Annotated in this window: 17 protein-coding genes; 14 read left to right on the top strand and 3 right to left on the bottom strand. The window is 59.8% G+C overall.

Annotation, left to right across the window (positions count from 1 at the left end; translation table 11 throughout):
- Positions 1-87: 87 nt before the first annotated feature.
- Positions 88-708, bottom strand: a complete 621-nt coding sequence (locus CRP02_RS16440; protein WP_003512311.1) for a TIGR00730 family Rossman fold protein — start codon at positions 706-708, stop codon at positions 88-90.
- A 156-nt stretch (positions 709-864) separates the two neighbouring features.
- On the opposite strand from CRP02_RS16440, the gene CRP02_RS16435 reads away from it, so the two are divergent.
- The 6 genes from CRP02_RS16435 to CRP02_RS16415 all read left to right on the top strand — a co-directional run bounded on the left by CRP02_RS16435 (position 865) and on the right by CRP02_RS16415 (position 8619).
- On the top strand, positions 865-2868 hold the full coding sequence (locus tag CRP02_RS16435; RefSeq protein ID WP_097171747.1) for a LysM peptidoglycan-binding domain-containing protein: 2004 nt from the start codon (positions 865-867) through the stop codon (positions 2866-2868).
- Positions 2869-2977: 109 nt separating this feature from the next.
- Positions 2978-4864: an ABCB family ABC transporter ATP-binding protein/permease gene (locus CRP02_RS16430; protein ID WP_097171746.1), complete on the top strand. Its 1887-nt coding sequence runs from the start codon at positions 2978-2980 to the stop codon at positions 4862-4864.
- A 164-nt stretch (positions 4865-5028) separates the two neighbouring features.
- Positions 5029-5727 (top strand): phosphatidylserine decarboxylase, encoded by a 699-nt coding sequence (locus CRP02_RS16425; RefSeq protein WP_003512305.1) that lies wholly within the window; start codon positions 5029-5031, stop codon positions 5725-5727.
- Positions 5728-5750: 23 nt separating this feature from the next.
- Complete coding sequence (gene pssA / locus CRP02_RS16420; protein ID WP_097102085.1) at positions 5751-6620, top strand: CDP-diacylglycerol--serine O-phosphatidyltransferase; 870 nt, start codon at positions 5751-5753, stop codon at positions 6618-6620.
- Between the two features lie 172 nt (positions 6621-6792).
- Entirely contained in the window at positions 6793-6924 is a 132-nt protein-coding gene (locus CRP02_RS27975; protein WP_003496883.1) for a hypothetical protein, read from the top strand.
- A gap of 402 nt (positions 6925-7326) precedes the next feature.
- Positions 7327-8619: a response regulator gene (locus CRP02_RS16415; protein ID WP_097171745.1), complete on the top strand. Its 1293-nt coding sequence runs from the start codon at positions 7327-7329 to the stop codon at positions 8617-8619.
- An 81-nt stretch (positions 8620-8700) separates the two neighbouring features.
- Here CRP02_RS16415 and CRP02_RS16410 read toward each other — a convergent pair whose 3' ends face one another.
- Together CRP02_RS16410 and CRP02_RS16405 are read right to left on the bottom strand one after the other, a co-directional pair.
- Positions 8701-9462 carry an SOS response-associated peptidase gene (locus tag CRP02_RS16410; RefSeq protein ID WP_097171744.1) on the bottom strand — a complete coding sequence of 254 codons (762 nt, stop codon included), beginning with the start codon at positions 9460-9462 and terminating at the stop codon, positions 8701-8703.
- Positions 9463-9472: 10 nt separating this feature from the next.
- Entirely contained in the window at positions 9473-9796 is a 324-nt protein-coding gene (locus CRP02_RS16405; RefSeq protein ID WP_097172812.1) for a YnfA family protein, read from the bottom strand.
- A 106-nt stretch (positions 9797-9902) separates the two neighbouring features.
- Between CRP02_RS16405 and CRP02_RS16400 the strand changes: the two genes are divergently transcribed.
- The 8 genes from CRP02_RS16400 to CRP02_RS16365 all read left to right on the top strand — a co-directional run bounded on the left by CRP02_RS16400 (position 9903) and on the right by CRP02_RS16365 (position 15176).
- Positions 9903-10319, top strand: coding sequence for an NUDIX hydrolase (locus CRP02_RS16400; protein ID WP_097171743.1), 417 nt, complete (start codon positions 9903-9905; stop codon positions 10317-10319).
- Positions 10320-10497: 178 nt separating this feature from the next.
- Positions 10498-10938 (top strand): TIGR02301 family protein, encoded by a 441-nt coding sequence (locus CRP02_RS16395; RefSeq protein ID WP_097102076.1) that lies wholly within the window; start codon positions 10498-10500, stop codon positions 10936-10938.
- Between the two features lie 105 nt (positions 10939-11043).
- Positions 11044-11301 (top strand): hypothetical protein, encoded by a 258-nt coding sequence (locus tag CRP02_RS16390; protein WP_003496894.1) that lies wholly within the window; start codon positions 11044-11046, stop codon positions 11299-11301.
- A gap of 14 nt (positions 11302-11315) precedes the next feature.
- A complete protein-coding gene (locus CRP02_RS16385; RefSeq protein WP_097171742.1) occupies positions 11316-12083 on the top strand; it encodes a hypothetical protein in 768 nt (255 codons plus the stop codon).
- A gap of 190 nt (positions 12084-12273) precedes the next feature.
- Positions 12274-13122: a YgfZ/GcvT domain-containing protein gene (locus CRP02_RS16380; RefSeq protein ID WP_097172811.1), complete on the top strand. Its 849-nt coding sequence runs from the start codon at positions 12274-12276 to the stop codon at positions 13120-13122.
- A gap of 2 nt (positions 13123-13124) precedes the next feature.
- Positions 13125-13760, top strand: coding sequence for a YfbR-like 5'-deoxynucleotidase (locus CRP02_RS16375; protein WP_179784048.1), 636 nt, complete (start codon positions 13125-13127; stop codon positions 13758-13760).
- The gene (locus CRP02_RS16370) at positions 13757-14275 is read left to right on the top strand and encodes a tyrosine phosphatase family protein (RefSeq protein WP_019565367.1); all 519 of its coding nucleotides are present in this window, start codon (positions 13757-13759) and stop codon (positions 14273-14275) included. Before CRP02_RS16375 ends, CRP02_RS16370 begins: the two co-directional genes overlap by 4 nt.
- Before the next feature lie 79 nt (positions 14276-14354).
- Positions 14355-15176: a mechanosensitive ion channel family protein gene (locus CRP02_RS16365; RefSeq protein WP_019565366.1), complete on the top strand. Its 822-nt coding sequence runs from the start codon at positions 14355-14357 to the stop codon at positions 15174-15176.
- Positions 15177-15328: the final 152 nt, after the last annotated feature.

The following is a 15328-nucleotide window of genomic DNA, read 5'->3' as shown; positions in this document are numbered from 1 at the left end:
CGGGGCGATGCCGCAGTCAAATCTCTATTAATATACACTTAAAATTGTAACGAACCGCGTGGCGGCCCGTTAACATTTATTCGATGCCTAGAGACGGGAGATTACCGAGGGGTCGCCTTCCGGGTTCTGCTGCGCAAGCGCCCGGTCGATGATGGCGGGCACGATGTCCTTCACCTCATCGATGACCAGCGGGTTCAGAAGATGGGCGCGATGGATGAAACCCTGATCGCGCATATGCTGCACGAGTTCCAGCATCGGGTTCCAGAAGCCGTTGATATTGGCGAAGACAATCGGCTTGGCGTGACGACCGAGCTGCGCCCAGGTCATGATTTCGACGATCTCTTCCAGCGTGCCGACACCGCCCGGCAACGTTACGAAAGCATCCGAGCGCTCGAACATCATATGTTTGCGCTCATGCATGTCCTTGGTGACGATGAGCTCGTTCAATTGTCCGAGAGAATGGCGTGTAGCCTCCATATCGACCAGAAATTCAGGTATGATACCCGTTACTTCGCCGCCGTTGGAAAGAACGCCGCTGGCGACCGCGCCCATGATGCCCTTGGTGCCACCGCCATAGACCAGGCGAATGCCGTTTTCGGCAATGGATTTCCCAAGCGCGCGGCCTGCTTCCATGTGAGCCGGATCACGTCCGGGCTGGGAGCCGCAATAAACGCAGATGGATCGAATCGCTGTATTTTTGTCCGTCATGAGGGGAAGGAACTATGCCGGATGCGACACGTCAAGAAAATTTGGGAAATCCCTTGCAAATATGGCCTTTTACGGCCACGCCGCTTGTCTGGGGCAAGGTAAGACGCTAGCAATCTCAACTCGTGTAAAAAGCTTACAATACCCGGAGATTCCAGGATGAAAAACAATAAAGCCGGTTTGCTGGCACTGATCGTGCTGGGCATCGCGTCCCTGCTCATGATCTTTTTCGTCCTGCCTAGAATTTCCAATGACGGCAAACCGATCGGCGATGCCATCAACGAAGCGGGCAACGCGGTAAAGAACAGCGTTGAAATGGGCAGCGACAAGGCGGGCGACATCCTGTCCGACGCCGCTCAGGAGACCGCCAATATCGCCGACAAGGTCGGGCGCCTCGCGGCTTCCGCAACCCAGTCGATCAAGGATCTGACCACGCTTTTCGCCGACAGCAAGGTTCCGTCCGACGCCGACTTTGCGGCAGCACGCAAGAAGGTCGAGGCATCGCTCAAGGAACTGACCAATATCGAAATTCCCGAGACGCTGGATGAAACGACGTCGCGCCTCATCACCACGGCGCGCACTGCGGCCGAACGCACCACCGCTTTCCTGCGCGGTCTGCCCGATAGTGCAGCGGCGGCGGCAGCACAGGTTCGCCGTCTGGCGGGTGTCTTCACCGGCACCGACGATGGCGCTGCACAGCAGCCCCAACCCGCGGCTCCTGCCGCCGATGCAGCGCAGGCCACATCAGGCGCACCGACCTTTGACGTGCTTCGCGTAGAACCTGATGGTTCGGCTGTGGTCGCGGGCAAGGCACAGCCCGGCTCGAAGCTGGAAATCCTCAGCAACGGTAAGGTGATCGCGCAGACGACCATCGACGGATCGGGCGATTTCGCCGCCGTTTTTGACAATCCGCTACCACCAGGCGACCATGAGCTGGTGCTGCGCTCGACCGACGCCAGCGGCAAGGCAACGCAATCCGAAGAAGTCGCAACCGTTTCCGTGCCCAACGGCAAGGCGGGCGAACTCTTGGCAATGGTGTCCAAGCCCGGTGAAGCAAGCCGCGTGCTGGCAATGCCGGAGGCGGCACCTTCAGCACTCCAGCCCCCGCAAGCCGCGCAACCGGGCCAGTCGGCAACAGCTGCCGCCACCGCGACGCCCGCGACTGCCGTTGGTACCCCGGCTCCGTCCGCTGCCGCCGCCCCGTTGACTTCGACCGTTCAGGTGACCGCCGTCGAATTCGAAGGCTCGAAGATTTTCGTTGCGGGTTCCGCGCCTGCCGCTTCGAGCGTGCGCGCGCTGGTCGATGACAAGGAAATCGGCAAAAGCACCACGGAGGCCTCCGGCCATTTCGTCATCGAGGGCAATGTCGATCTTTCCGTCGGCAGCCATATCATCACTGTCGAAGAGCTGAATGCCGACGGCACGGTGAAGGTGCGCGTGCGCGTTCCTTTCGAGCGCCCGCAGACCGACCAGGCAACCGTCGCCATGCAGGCACCGTCCGCAACGCCCTCCGTCGCCACGACGACCGCACCCGCTGAAAATCAGAGCACAGCAAGCGACCGCGCTGCATTCGAAAAGCTGCGCACGGATGTCGCCAAGGCCTTCGGCATTCTGTCCAATCTTTACAAGGATCAGGCCACACCGGCGCTCGACCAGGCCATTGCGGGCCGCTCCGCCGTGGTGATCGGCCTCAAGTCGCTCTCCGAGTTCCGCACTGCCGCCGGCACCGAGCCGTCCTTTACCGCCTTTGCCGGCGATATCGCCGCCAAGGCACGTCAGTTGCTGACATCGGTAGAGGCGTGGCCGAACGACGTTGCCGGGATCGGCAAGGGCATCGCCACGCTGGCAAGCCGTCTTGCCGACCTCCACATCATCGCGCCGCCCGCACCTGCACCGCAGGCGCCCGCCGGTCCGCAGACCTTCGAGCAGCCGCCGCTTGCCGAAAGCCAGAACAGCGTCATCATCCGCCGCGGCGATACGCTGTGGCAGATTTCCCGCCGCGTTTACGGACAGGGCGTGCGTTACACCACGATCTACCTCGCCAACGAGGATCAGATCAAAAATCCTGACCTGATCGAGCCCGGCCAGATTTTCGGTGTGCCGGAGAAGGCACTGCCGAATGCGGAAGAACTTCATCGCAAGCGTCTGAAGAGCGGTTCCTGATCGTTCAAGACATTGCGGTGACCCCGCAACAACCCTACCTGTGACAAGCACGGCGGCTTTCCAGAGCCGCCGCCCTGCTGTCGGCTTCCGGCAGTGCCCGGAGCAAATGATGGCCACTAAGAAAAAAACCATTTCGGCGGATTCCAGCAATCCCACGCAGACCCTCATCAACCTCTGGCCCTACATGTGGCCGGAAGGCCGCCTTGACCTGAAAATGCGGGTAATCTGGGCGACGGCGTTTCTCGTTGTCGCCAAGCTGGTGCTGATCCTCGTTCCCTATTTCTTCAAATGGGCAACGGATGCGCTGAACGGCAAGCTGGACATGGTCGGGCTGGTTCCGGCCTTTCTGCTCGGTGCTGTCGCGCTTGTCATCGCCTATAATCTGACGCGGCTGATACAGGTCGGGCTCAACCAGCTGCGCGATTCGCTGTTTGCCAGCGTCGGCCAGCATGCCGTGCGCCAGCTCGCCTACCGAACCTTCGTGCACATGCACCGGCTTTCCCTGCGCTTCCATCTGGAGCGCAAGACCGGCGGGCTTTCGCGGGTTATCGAGCGCGGGACCAAGGGCATCGAAACCATTGTCCGCTTCACCATTCTTAACACCGCACCGACCTTCATCGAATTCCTGCTGACGGCGATCATTTTCTGGACCTCCTACAGCTTTTCCTATGTGCTGGTCACGGTTGTCACCGTGTGGGCTTATATCTGGTTCACCGTGCGGGCCAGCAACTGGCGCATCTCCATTCGCCGCGCCATGAACGACAGCGACACCGATGCCAACACCAAGGCGATCGATTCACTGTTGAACTTCGAAACCGTCAAATATTTCGGCAATGAGGAGATGGAGGCGAAGCGCTTTGACGTCGCCATGGAGCGCTATGAAAAATCAGCGATCTCGATCTGGACGTCGCTCGGCTGGCTGAACTTCGGCCAGGGCGTGATCTTCGGCATCGGCTCCACGGTCATGATGGTGATGTCGGCGATGGCCGTGCAGCGCGGCGAGCAGACCATTGGCGATTTCGTGTTCATCAACGCGCTTTTGCTGCAGCTTTCGGTACCGCTGAACTTCATCGGCTTCGTCTATCGTGAAATTCGCCAGGGATTGACCGACATCGAACAGATGTTCGAACTTCTCGAGGTCGAGGCCGAGGTTACCGACAGGGCGGACGCAAAGCCGCTTGTGGCCGGACCGGGCGCTATCTCCTTCCGCGACGTGCATTTCGCCTACGATCCGGAAAGACCGATCCTGAAGGGCGTTTCCTTCGATGTGCCGGCGGGCAAGACGGTGGCGATCGTCGGTCCTTCGGGTGCCGGAAAATCGACGATCTCGCGGTTGCTTTATCGTTTCTACGATATTCAGGAAGGCGCCGTCACCATCGACGGGCAGGACATTCGCGACGTGACGCAAAAGAGCCTGCGCTCGATGATCGGCATGGTGCCGCAGGATACCGTGCTGTTCAACGATACGCTCGCCTACAACATCCGTTACGGACGCCCTTCGGCAACGACCGAGGAGGTCACGGCAGCGGCGGATGCGGCCCAGATCAGCGCCTTCATCGGCAAGCTGCCGGAGGGTTACGCCACCATGGTCGGCGAACGGGGCTTGAAACTTTCCGGCGGCGAAAAGCAGCGCGTGGCGATTGCCCGAACCATTCTGAAAGCGCCGCCGATCCTCATTCTCGATGAAGCGACCTCTGCGCTGGACACCCATACGGAACAGGAAATCCAGAGCGCGCTTGATATCGTTTCGAAAAACCGTACGACGCTGGTCATCGCCCACCGCCTCTCCACCGTCATCAGTGCCGATGAAATCATCGTGCTGAAGGAAGGGCTAATCGCCGAGCGTGGAACCCACGCCTCGCTGATGGCGCAGAACGGGCTTTATGCCTCGATGTGGAGCCGCCAGCGCGAAGCCATTCGCGCAGAGGAAATGCTGCGCCATGTTCGCGAAACCGACGATCTTGGCGTTGTGGACCGCGGCGAACCCGCGCATTGACGGGCATAAACCCCTGACAACAGGGCGGCACACCAACCGGACCATTGCCGGGCGGGGAGTTTGGCTGTAACCAGCTAAGCGAACTTTGTCGCATGCCCGTATGGATGATGTCGTATCACGACCATATACAGACGCGGCAGGCGGAAACCGGAGCAAGGAAACTTATGAATCTGTTCGACACCATTCGCAACACCATCGTACCGATCCACAAGGAAGGCTACGTCTTCGTGGCCGCCTTCTTCGTCGCATCGCTGGTGCTCGGCTGGATATCCGAACCGCTGTTCTGGGTCGGTCTGGTGCTGACGGCCTGGTGCGCCTACTTCTTCCGCGACCCCGAGCGCGTGACGCCGCAGGATGACGACCTGATCATCAGCCCTGCCGATGGCAAGGTGTCCGCCATCCAGACCGTCGTTCCGCCGCTGGAGCTGGAACTCGGCAAGGAGCCGATGGTGCGCATTTCGGTGTTCATGAACGTGTTCAACTGCCATGTGAACCGCGCGCCCGTGCGCGGCCGCATCGTCAATGTCGCCTACCGCCCCGGCCTCTTCCTTAATGCGGAAGTGGACAAGGCCTCCGAAGACAATGAGCGCAACGGCCTCGTCATCGAGACAGCGCATGGCAAGGTTGGCGTGGTGCAGATTGCCGGCATGGTCGCCCGCCGTATCGTCTGCTGGGTCAAGCCGAATGAACCAGTTGATGCCGGCGAGCGTTTCGGTCTTATCCGTTTCGGTTCGCGCCTCGATATCTTCCTTCCCGAAGGTTTTCAGCCGCGCGTTTCGGTGGGCCAGACGGCAATTGCCGGCGAAACGGTTCTGGCCGAGTTCGGCTCCGCCAAGGGTCCGGTCCTTAGCCGTCGCGGCTGACGAAAACAGGAAGGGCATGCGCCATGGAAACGCCGATCTCGGAGCCGCAACAGAACGGAAAACATGAGGGCCGCAACGATAGCGGCCGTGGGCCGCGCCTGAGGGAAATTCCTTTTCGCCTCGTGATACCCAACCTCATCACCGTTCTGGCCATCTGCGCGGGCCTGAGCGGCGTGCGCCTAGCCATTGAAGGCCGGTTCGAGCTGGCTGTGGGCATGGTGCTGCTTGCCGCCTTCCTCGACGGCATCGACGGGCGCATCGCCCGCATGATGAAGGCGACATCCAAATTCGGCGAACAGATGGATAGTCTGGCCGACATCGTCAATTTCGGTGTCGCCCCTGCCCTCGTTGTCTATATCTATCTGCTTGATCAGGCACGTTCGATCGGCTGGATCGCCGCCCTTATCTACGTGATTGCCGCAGGCCTTCGTCTGGCGCGCTTCAACGTCATGATCGAGCGCCCGGTGAAGGCGCCGTGGCAGAACGAATTTTTCGTGGGCGTTCCGGCGCCGATGGGCGCCATGCTGGTGCTTCTGCCGGTCTATCTCGGCTTCCTTGGTGTCGAGCCGGGCAAGCCCTTCGCCTATATCGCCGCCGCCTACACCGTGTTGATCGGTTATCTTCTCATCAGCCGCCTGCCGGTCTGGTCGGGAAAGTCAGGTACCAGCCGCATTCGCCGCGATCTGGTGCTGCCGATGATCCTCGTCGTCGTGCTTTACGTCGCGATGCTGATGAGCTTCACCTGGGAAGTACTGGTTCTGACCGTTGCCGCCTATCTCGTGTTCATCCCCATCAGCGCCCGCCTGTGGCACCGCCGTTACGGCACGCTGACGATTGAGGAAGACGCGCATGACGACGCCAATGGCGGCAACGGCCTCGATCGCGGTATTTGAAACCGCAGGTATTATTTTTCTCCCACGAACCGGCGTTTGACATGACGCAAAATGTCGCAGCCCGAAAAGCGGGCTTCGCGTTCTTTCGCCTCGAATCCGTCAAGATTACCCACGAAAGAAGTAGCTCACACGTATCGAAACGGCGATTGACGTGAATTGTGGAGAAAGAGAAATGACGAACGAGACGAAGGCACAGCCGCAGGCGAAGCCCGACCTCAACAGCCACTACCGACCGCTCGGACTGAAGGCCGTTGCGGCCGCAGCCCTGATGCTGAAGCGCAAGCCCGCCGCCAAAACTGCTTGAAAACATTCGCTTTTCTTAAAAGCACAGCATCCAAGGCCTGGCAGACTTTGCGATGGTAACGGTCAATCCGAAAAAACATCCGGATAAATGTGCGGCGCTAATATTAGCGCCGTCTCCATTTGTGCGGCCCCCATCGAGAACCGCATAACCGGCGTGTTTTATAAAATTTCCCAATCCGTAACGAAGCTGCAACCAAAACGAAGTAAAGTATTCGACTTCCACGGGACGACTGTACGGATAGTCTCGCATCGACTACTGAGCATCAAAAAAATTTCTACTTTAGCGATTCTTCCTGCTACAGCGAACAAGGCCGATTTTCGATGCCGTTGACAGGCGGTATCGGACAAATTCGGATGTTGCGGGAAAACCAACGAAGACGGGCCATGGGGGGCTTCATACGGCATGCAGGATAAAATCCTTCTGATTGAAGATTCCGTTGCTCTTTCCATGCTGCTGAAGTCGCGGCTTTCGGAGGAAACGGCAGCCGAAGTGATCCATTGTGACAGCATGGCGCAGGCCGATATACTGCTGCGCGCCCATGATTTCACGCTGGCACTCACCGGTCTCAATCTGCCGGATGCGCCGAAGGGTGAAATTCTCGCACTTCTTGCCGACCACAAGGTGCCGGCGATCGTCTTCACCGCCACGGTGGATGAAGAGGCGCGCAAGCGCTACGCCGAAAAGAAGATCATCGACTACATCGTCAAGGATGGCCATCGCACCGTTGATGCCGTGGTGAAAACGGTCGACCGGATTTTGACCAACAGACTGTTTTCCGTGCTGGTGGTGGATGACGTGCGGACGGCGCGTTCCGGCCTCGTGGAAATCCTCGGACGGCAGAATTTCAGGGTCAGCGAAGCCCATTCGGGCAAGCAGGCGCTGGAAATCCTGTCGCAGGATCCATCGATTCAGCTCGTCATCACCGATTACCATATGCCTGACATGGACGGCTACGAGCTGACGCGCCGCATCCGCGACAGCCGTTCCTCGGAAGACCTGCGGGTCATCGGCATCTCGTCCTCCACGGACCGGCTGCTTTCGGCAAGCTTCCTCAAGGCCGGGGCGTCGGATTTCGTCTACCGTCCCTTCGTGCCGGAAGAATTGCAGTGCCGCATCGACAACAATATCGAAACGCTGAAACAGCTCAAACGGCTGCGCGAACTGGCAGAGCGGGATCATCTGACCGGTCTGCCGAACCGCCGCTCCTTCTTCGAGCGTACGCGGGCGCTGATGGACGTCATCAACGACAATGAAGAGAACGGCGCAGTCGCCATTCTCGACATCGACCATTTCAAGAAGATCAACGACACGCTGGGGCATGATGCCGGCGACAGGGCGCTGAAGAAGCTTGCCGAACTGCTGCACGACATGTGCCATGAGCAGCGCCACATTCCCGCGCGTCTTGGCGGCGAGGAATTCGCCGTGTTCCTGCGTGGGCTCAATGCGCATGCCGCCTATCAATTCTGCGAGGAGCTGCGCGGCGCCGTCGAAAAGAACGGCCGCCAGCTGAGCGGCAGCAGCCTGGCGCTGACGATTTCGCTCGGCGTTGTGGAAATCGAAAAGGGCGAACCCTTCGACAATCAGCTCAATGCCGCAGACCAGCTGCTATACCTCGCCAAGGCGAACGGCCGCAACCGCGTCTATTCCGACATCATGATTCAGGAAGGCCTGCAGAAAATCGGGCGGAACGGGTAAGACGGGCGCAGGATGGGCAACTGTGGAGTGACCGGGTGTCGATCCGCGATGACCAGCCTCGAATGCCAGCAAGCAAGCACATCAGAACAATGACATCTGGCCATCATCCTTAGGTGGCCTGATTTTCGCGAGTGGCGCGCTTTCCGGCACCGGCTCGATAAGGTCAGCGCCGACATTGGCGACCTTGTTGACCTTGTCCGATACCGGGATCATCTCGAAAAAATCATCCTGAACCGGGCGCATCAGGTCGGCCACCTCGCGCGGCTCCTGCGTCTTGCAATCCAGCCAGCGGCTGAAATCCTCCGGCGCGATTACCACCGGCATACGGTCGTGAATGCGGCCGATCGCGGCGTTGGCAGCGGTGGTGAGGATGGCGCCGGTATCGACCTCGGACCCATCGGCAGAGGACCAGGTTTCCATGAGGCCGGCAAAGGCGACGATGCCGCCGTTCTTCGGGCGGATGAAATAGGGCTGCGACTTGCCGCCCTCCTCCTTCGGCGGGCGCCGCCATTCGTAAAAGCCGGTGGCAGGCACCAGCACGCGGCGATGGCGCATGGCGGCGCGAAAAGATGCCTTGCCAATGGCCGTTTCCGAACGCGCATTGATGAGCAGGGGGAAATCCTTCGGGTCCTTGACCCAGCCGGGCAGAAAACCCCAGCGCACCAGCATGGCCCGCCGGTTGGGCAGGTTACTGCCGCGCTCCTGCCGTTCACCCTCCAGCACGATCAGGATCGGCTGTGTGGGCGCGATGTTGAAACGGGCGGGAAAATCCTCAAGGCCGATCAGATCAAGATAATCGGCAATCTCTTCCGGTGTCGCTTTGAGCACGAAACGTCCGCACATTGTCTGCTCCTCAGGCCCGGGGACCGAATAAAATGATAGCCGCGCCCGCGAGGCAGACGGCACCGCCAGCGATATCCCATCTATCCGGTACTTGCCCCTCAACGCCCCAGAGCCAGAGAAGCGATGCAGCAATGTAAATCCCGCCATAGGCGGCATAGGCCCTGCCCGCGGTCTCGGTCGGCACCAGCGTCAAAGCCCAGGCGAAAGCAGCGAGCGCCAGCATGCCTGGCAGCAATATCCAGCCCGTCTTGCCAAGCTTCAGCCAGGCCCAGAAGGAAAAGCAACCGGCGATTTCCGCAACAGCCGCCAGGGCATAAATAAGATAGACCTTCATTCCACCGTCTTCTGCGTGCACAATCGATCCGATTCCCAAATATACCATCGGTATTCCCGGACCAATATAGACAGGCCCAAGACGGCTGAAACAAGCGAAACCATTCATGACCCTTCGTATCAAGCCCCGCCCCGCCTCCTCCGCCATCGTCCGGAATGGAGATCGGCTGCTGCTCGTGCGCCGTATAAATCCGCCGTCGAAGGACATGTTCGCCTTTCCGGGCGGGCGCGGCGAAGAGGGTGAAACGCCAGCCGAGACGGCGCTGCGCGAACTTCAGGAGGAAACCGGCATCGTCGCGCGTAAACCGCAGCTGTTTGCGACCTATGACCTGCCGTCGCGCGACCCCGAAGGTGCGCTGACGAGCCACTATTTCCTCTCCGTCTTTACCGTGGAAACGGACGCGGACCCGGAGGTGACGGCGGCCGACGACGCGGCGGATGCGGGCTGGTTCACATTGGCGGAAATCCGCCGGTTGCCGGCACCGGAAAGCGTCGTCGAATGCGCCGAGCGGCTGCTTGCATGATTGCCAGCCAGCCAGAATCGCTATTATCTAGAGGATGTCGCGCAACACTGTGCAGCGGTTTTGCGATAACGACATGATATAGACCTAAAGCTGACGGAGCGGTCTGAAAGACCGCGATGGCTTTAGGACCGATCCGCCCGCCGGGTGTTCACGAGTATGTGTGGGGCAGAATAAAATTTTGATAAGGCCAACCATTTTCCTGTCTTTTTTCCTGACCATGCTTGCACCCGCCGGGCAAGACGGCGTCGCTCATGCGCAGCCTTCGAAGGCTGCTTCCAGTGAGGTTCGCCCGCCGGAAGCACAACCGCCCAAACCCGCTCCCTATGACGACAGGCTGGCACGGCTGTCGGAGATATTGGGGGCGGTGCAATATCTGAGAACCCTGTGCCCTTCCTCCGGTCCGGAGGACTGGCGCAAATCGATGAGCGATCTTCTGGCGGCCGATACGGCCAACGAACCGGAAAGGCGCCAGCGCATGACGGCTGCATTCAACCGTGGATATCGTTCCTTTGCGGCCATCCACACCAGTTGCACACGCGCCGCCGTCATGGCAGAAGAGGGCTACCGTAACGAAGGGGCAACACTCGCCCAAGAAATTGCGTCCAGGTTCGGAAATTAGCGGATTGTTAACCTCTTTTCGCCGCAGCCCGTGCCGTTTTGATAAAAGGCTGCTAGTGTTGTTAACAGGGTGGTAAGGACTTGCCCGCCCTGTCGAGGATGAAAAATGCAGACGAGCCGTAACGAAATCGACGACATGATCGTGCATGAAAAGATGCAGGTCGCTCTGGAACACCAGAACGAGGCATGGGCTGACGGCATGGCCGACGGCATCGAGCCGGAGATCATCGCCGATGCCGCAATCGCTCTGGCCATGCGCGAAACCATCCGTATGCACGGCGAAGCCGGTGCTGAAGCAATGCTGGAATCGCTGCGCCAGCGCATGCTTGAAGGCGAATTTTCCCCGCAGCGTGTGATACAGTAAAGTCGGGGTCTGTCATGTCTTGCCTGAGCAAGGGGCTTTTGCTCTCTTCCGCCATGCTGTCCATATTGGCTGCCTTGACCGCCGGGTCTATTGGCTTGCCCAGCCGCGCCTTTGCGCTTTCCGAGCTGAAACCCGCACAAAATACCGAAGGCGAGCCGCAAGCCCAAAGTGGCGAACAGCCGCAACGGCCCCAGGCTCCCGAGCCCGACGAGATCGAAGGTGATTCGGACGGCATTCCCCTGCCCGACCCTCTGGTCGACCGTTCCGCCGGTCAATCGACCCAGCAACCCGCCAAGCCGGGCAACACGCCGGAAATGTCGGTCGTTATCGAGCATGATATTTCCAAGGCGCCGGAAGCAGTGCGCAAGCTTCGCCAGCAGATCATCGACGCCGCCTCTTCGGGCGATATCGAAAAACTGCGGCCTTTCATCGCCGCCAGCGACAAGCAGTTCCGTATCGACGGCAATGACAGCGACGACCCGATCGCAGCGCTGAAAAGCTATTCCGGCGATCCCGACGGTCTGGAAGTGCTGGCGATCATCATCGATCTGCTTTCGACGGGTTATGCCCATGTCGACGCCGGCACCCCGGATGAAGCCTATGTTTTCCCCTATTTCGCCGGAAAGCCGCTCAATACGCTGACCGCGCCGGAAAAGGTGGAGCTGCTGCGTATCATCACGGCGGGCGATCTGGCTGATATGCAGGAATACGGTAATTACAGCTTTTACCGCATCGGCATTTCGCCTGACGGCAAGTGGAAGTTCTTCACCGCCGGCGATTGATCGCGCGGCGGTGCTTGCCGTTCTTTTGCAAAAATCCTAACTGTGCGGCATGAGCAATTCAGCAGAAGCGCGTCGCGGTTCTGCAAAGGAAACTGCGCGAAAACAAAAAGAGAGCATTTTTGCAGATTGCCTCGGGCAGCCCTCAGCGACCCTGGCCGGAAATGCTTTCGATGAACCGAACGGTGATGCCATGCCTTCCGCCTTTATTGCCGACCGCCGCCTGATCAGAGTTTCCGGCACGGGTGCCGAAGAGTTTCTGAACAATCTGATCACGGCCGATGTTGAAAACCTGCCGCAAGGCGAGGCGCGCGCCTCGGCACTTCTGACGGCGCAAGGCAAGATCCTGTTCGATTTCCTGATCGCGCGCGATGGCCCGGATTATCTGATCGAATCGGGTGCTGCCGAACAGGATGCGCTGCTGCGCCGCCTGACCATGTACAAGCTGCGCGCGCCCGTCGATCTCAAGGCCGAACCGATAGAAGGCGTCAGCGTTTTCTGGAGCGAAAGCGTGCCCAAGGCGGGCGCGACGGACGGCCGTTTCGCCAAGGCCGGCATCAATCTGTTCCGCGTTCCGGGTGCTTCGGCCTCGGGCGACATAACGGCATATGATGCCCTGCGCATTGAGTACGGAATTGCCGAATCCGGCCGCGATTATGCGTTGCAGGATGCTTTTCCGCATGATGTGCTGATGGATGTGAATGACGGCGTCTCGTTCAAAAAGGGTTGCTTCGTCGGCCAGGAAGTCGTCTCGCGCATGAAACATCGCGGCACGGCAAGACGGCGGGTCGTCACCGTTTCGGCTGAAAGCGCGCTTCCCGCAACCGGAACAGACATCACCGCCAACGGAAAACCGGTAGGGGCGCTTGGAACCGTTTGCGGCAACACGGGACTTGCCATCGTGCGGACGGACCGCGTTGCCGATGCGCTCGCCTCCGCCACGCCGCTCATTGCCGAGAATGTTCCCGTGACTATGGCCTTGCCGGCCTGGAGCGGCATCTCCTTCCCCGTAGTCGATCCTGCGGTACAGGCGGAGGAATAGGCGTGGCGCCCGCTAAAAGTCCGCGCGCCTGGCAGCGCATGCTTTCTGGACGGCGGCTCGACCTGCTCGACCCCTCACCGCTCGACGTTGAAATCGCCGATATCGCCCATGGTCTTGCCCGCGTCGCCCGCTGGAACGGCCAGACGCGCGGCGATCACGCCTTCTCCGTCGCCCAGCATAGCCTCATCGTCGAAAACATTTTCTGCCGCATGTGTGTGAATGCGACGCCCGACGATATGCAGATGGCGCTTTTGCACGACGCCCCGGAATATGTCATCGGCGACATGATCTCGCCGTTCAAATCCGTGGTCGGCGGCGGTTATAAAACCGTGGAGAAAAGGCTGGAAGCGGCCGTGCATCTGCGCTTTGGCCTGCCGCCGCATGCCTCGCGCGAGCTGAAGGACCGCATCAAGAAAGCCGATACGGTTGCCGCTTTTTTCGAGGCGACAGAGCTTGCCGGTTTTTCCATTGCCGAGGCACAGAAATTCTTCGGCCTGCCGCGCGGCATCACCCGCGATATGTTCGACATTATCCCACTTCCCTCGACCGAGGCGCAGAAGCGGTTCGTTGAACGCTTCGAGGCGATCGAGGCAATGCGCGTGGTCAAAACCAGCAACGCGGCTGGAGGGGTGAAATGACTTCTATCGTCGTATCGCCGTTGTCGAGGATCGCGGAAATGGCCGTGAAGCACAAAGCCCGCGAAATGGTGACGCTGATAGCAAAGGAGCAGACCTTTCACCGCCCGGCGGTGATCTCAGCCGAAAGGCACCTGACCCTTGCCATGAACGACATCAGCTTCAAGGGCACCGGCGATCTCATCGCGCCTGACGATGCGCATGTGCTGCGGCTGATCGATTTCGCCCGCGAATGGGACCAGTCCGCACCGCTTCTCATCCATTGCTGGATGGGCGTGTCGCGCTCTCCCGCCGCAGCCGTCATTGCAGCACTCAGCCTTTATCCGGATCAGGACGAGATGGCGCTTGCGCTCAGCCTGCGCACCGCCTCACCTTACGCCACCCCCAATGCCCGGATCATCGCAATCGGTGACCGGTTGCTTGGGCGGGATGGCAGGCTGGTGGCGGCAATCAAGACGATCGGCAGGGGTGCGGATACGGACGGCAACGTGCCCTTCGTGCTGCCTCTCTCCAACTGACGCCTCCGTTTTTGGCGGAACCCCTGCGGCATCCAGTCGTTACCAAAGTAGAACAGCAATAAGAATCACGGGATAATTCATGGAACAACAGGCAACGGATATCATCGTCGCATCGCAGGCAGCGGTACGACAGGCGAGCACGCTGGCGGTGCAATATTCCTTTTCGATCATCGGTGCGCTCCTGCTTCTGATCATCGGCTGGCTGGCCGCGACTTTCCTGCAGCGCTGGGCTTTTCAAGGCCTGTCGCGCATCCGCGGCTTCGATGCGACGCTTGCCGGTTTCTTCGCGGGTGCCATCCGTTACGTGGTGCTTATTCTGGTGCTGGTCATGGTGCTTGGTCAGTTCGGCGTACAGACGGCCTCCATTCTTGCGGCACTTGGCGCTGCCGGCCTCGCCATCGGTCTGGCGCTTCAGGGCACATTGCAGAACATCGCCGCCGGCATCATGCTTCTGGTGCTGCGTCCCTTCCGGGTTGGCGAATATATCGAGACCGGCGCCGTGAGCGGCACGGTGATCGAAATCGGCCTGTTTGCTACCGAGCTTAAAACCAGCGATGGGCTTTACCGCCTTGCGCCAAATTCCACCCTGTGGAACGTGCCGATCACCAATTACAGCCGCTTCCCATCGCGCCGCCACGAATTGAGCCTGACGGTAAAGAGCGACGAGGATCTGGCTGCGGCGCAGGACATGCTGATGCGTGTGGTGCGCTCGGAAAGCCGGGTGCTGTTGGACCCCGCCCCCGTTACCTTCGTCGATTCGGTCAGCGCCGACAGCGCCACCGTGAAATTGCGCTACTGGGCGCGCAGCGACAATTACTTCGCAACCACGCGTGACGTGACGAAGGCAATGAAGCTCGCTTTCGATGAGCGCAAGGCGGAATTAACCGCACAAACCGCGTGAATTGGGAGCGTCCCAGCCGCTCCCTTCTCCATACAACTTTTTTCCATATGAAAGCCGGCCCTGAGCCGGATTTCGCCATTTTTCGCGCAAGGGTGGCGGCAGGCGCTCTTGCGTCTGGCGAAGGACGTGTTTATACGACCTATGCGTAATGT

This window comes from Rhizobium sp. AN5 (assembly GCF_900215255.1).
Lineage (GTDB): Bacteria > Pseudomonadota > Alphaproteobacteria > Rhizobiales > Rhizobiaceae > Agrobacterium > Agrobacterium tumefaciens.
This window is presented reverse-complemented; position numbering and strand designations above follow the sequence as displayed.

What these genes read in the sequence shown, in the direction of transcription:
- CRP02_RS16440 (WP_003512311.1), bottom strand. Translation starts at nt 708, where the DNA reads ATGACGGACAAAAATACAGCGATTCGATCCATCTGCGTTTATTGCGGC.
- CRP02_RS16365 (WP_019565366.1), top strand. Translation starts at nt 14,355, where the DNA reads ATGGAACAACAGGCAACGGATATCATCGTCGCATCGCAGGCAGCGGTA.
- CRP02_RS16425 (WP_003512305.1), top strand. Translation starts at nt 5,029, where the DNA reads ATGAATCTGTTCGACACCATTCGCAACACCATCGTACCGATCCACAAG.
- CRP02_RS16400 (WP_097171743.1), top strand. Translation starts at nt 9,903, where the DNA reads ATGACCCTTCGTATCAAGCCCCGCCCCGCCTCCTCCGCCATCGTCCGG.
- CRP02_RS16410 (WP_097171744.1), bottom strand. Translation starts at nt 9,462, where the DNA reads ATGTGCGGACGTTTCGTGCTCAAAGCGACACCGGAAGAGATTGCCGAT.
- CRP02_RS16370 (WP_019565367.1), top strand. Translation starts at nt 13,757, where the DNA reads ATGACTTCTATCGTCGTATCGCCGTTGTCGAGGATCGCGGAAATGGCC.
- CRP02_RS16385 (WP_097171742.1), top strand. Translation starts at nt 11,316, where the DNA reads ATGTCTTGCCTGAGCAAGGGGCTTTTGCTCTCTTCCGCCATGCTGTCC.
- CRP02_RS16435 (WP_097171747.1), top strand. Translation starts at nt 865, where the DNA reads ATGAAAAACAATAAAGCCGGTTTGCTGGCACTGATCGTGCTGGGCATC.
- CRP02_RS27975 (WP_003496883.1), top strand. Translation starts at nt 6,793, where the DNA reads ATGACGAACGAGACGAAGGCACAGCCGCAGGCGAAGCCCGACCTCAAC.
- CRP02_RS16380 (WP_097172811.1), top strand. Translation starts at nt 12,274, where the DNA reads ATGCCTTCCGCCTTTATTGCCGACCGCCGCCTGATCAGAGTTTCCGGC.
- CRP02_RS16390 (WP_003496894.1), top strand. Translation starts at nt 11,044, where the DNA reads ATGCAGACGAGCCGTAACGAAATCGACGACATGATCGTGCATGAAAAG.
- CRP02_RS16415 (WP_097171745.1), top strand. Translation starts at nt 7,327, where the DNA reads ATGCAGGATAAAATCCTTCTGATTGAAGATTCCGTTGCTCTTTCCATG.
- CRP02_RS16405 (WP_097172812.1), bottom strand. Translation starts at nt 9,796, where the DNA reads ATGAAGGTCTATCTTATTTATGCCCTGGCGGCTGTTGCGGAAATCGCC.
- CRP02_RS16430 (WP_097171746.1), top strand. Translation starts at nt 2,978, where the DNA reads ATGGCCACTAAGAAAAAAACCATTTCGGCGGATTCCAGCAATCCCACG.
- pssA (WP_097102085.1), top strand. Translation starts at nt 5,751, where the DNA reads ATGGAAACGCCGATCTCGGAGCCGCAACAGAACGGAAAACATGAGGGC.